The 1,235-nt window shown below is 33.8% G+C and carries 2 protein-coding genes; both read right to left on the minus strand.

Features of this window, described 5'->3' with window-relative positions; genetic code table 11:
* Positions 1-527, minus strand: a 527-nt coding sequence (locus tag WS40_RS10655; RefSeq protein ID WP_046442229.1) for a hypothetical protein, incomplete at its 3' end; no start/stop codon positions are given.
* Positions 524-940, minus strand: a complete 417-nt coding sequence (locus tag WS40_RS11715) for a helix-turn-helix domain-containing protein (protein ID WP_154266626.1) — start codon at positions 938-940, stop codon at positions 524-526. The genes WS40_RS11715 and WS40_RS10655, both read right to left, overlap by 4 nt.
* Positions 941-1,235 lie beyond the last annotated feature (295 nt).

Raw genomic sequence — 1,235 nt, forward strand, 5'->3', positions numbered from 1 at the left:
TTCATTTTGTTATTATCAACATAGTTTTGCAGTTCATCTTCTACTCTAGCATCATCTTGATAGTCCGGGCAAAAATCAAGCTTAATATTTTCCAACTCTTTTAGTACCTCAGCTCGTCTTTGAAGATATGGATACCTTGTTCTCATATACATTTTAGATATCATTTCATCTTTATCATTCTCAGGAATATCCAGTTTCAATATCATTTCACGAAAACCATCCAACAATCCAGCTATAGACTCTAAACTGGCTTGCTCAAATAGTCCTTTTCGCATTTTTTTCATATCTGTGTCAGAATATAGCCAATATACTTCAATTAAAAATTTTTGAGAATCCTTTGGAATTTTGAAATCCTTTGATTGTTTGCAATCAGAAGCTTTCAATTTATCCCTATCAATATTCATCATTTCAAATATATTAATATACTTCTCTCGTATCTTCTTTGTGTTAAATATTTCCTTTCCCTTTTCAACAGCATCCTGGGACACTTTCTTAACAAGATTTGATAGTGTTATGTATTCAATCATAATTTTTCCTTTCCGAACATGCTGATAAGACCATTTATCGCCTCAAACTGCTCTTTACTAATAGTTATGTTCTCTTCCTTCATTTCTCCAAACAATATATAATCCGCCGATACTCCAAGGATTTTGCATATTACAATCAACTTGTAAATATCAATTCCTGCACAACCTCTTTCAATCCTTGAGACTTGATTAGCTGTTATATTTAGATAGGTACTTAAATCTACTGCTGTAATTCCCTTCTCAATCCTTTTTTCTTGTATTCTCCATCCAATTTGTTTTCTTATATCATCTGTGATGTCTTCAACACTATTATAACTTATTTGCTGCAATTTCTCATCTTTCCTTTCATTTCCGTTTTGGCTAGAAACGTTTGAAGGTCTGGGAAAACTCCTCCAATGTGAAATTTTCAGCAAATAAAAAAGGACACATGAAAAACAGTCCCAGTCCTCAAACTGGTTTCTAATTTTTCATGCGTCCTTAGGATGGCACCTTTGCGTATCATCAGCTTACGCTTATTGCAAGTGTCTCCCATATCATGATGACCACTAATTTAATTGTCTTGTCCTGTTGCGACCAAATATCTGCCGCACCATCTGATGTCTGACTGTATGTATCAGATATAATACTTATCCTGCTCTACTTTATCTAACAGTTCACCTTCCTTGAAATTCTTCAAGGTCATTACTCTACCACAATGGTGACATTTCA

It is taken from the genome of Ruminococcus sp. N15.MGS-57, assembly GCF_000980385.1.
Classification (GTDB): Bacteria; Bacillota; Clostridia; order Oscillospirales; family Ruminococcaceae; genus Hominimerdicola; species Hominimerdicola aceti.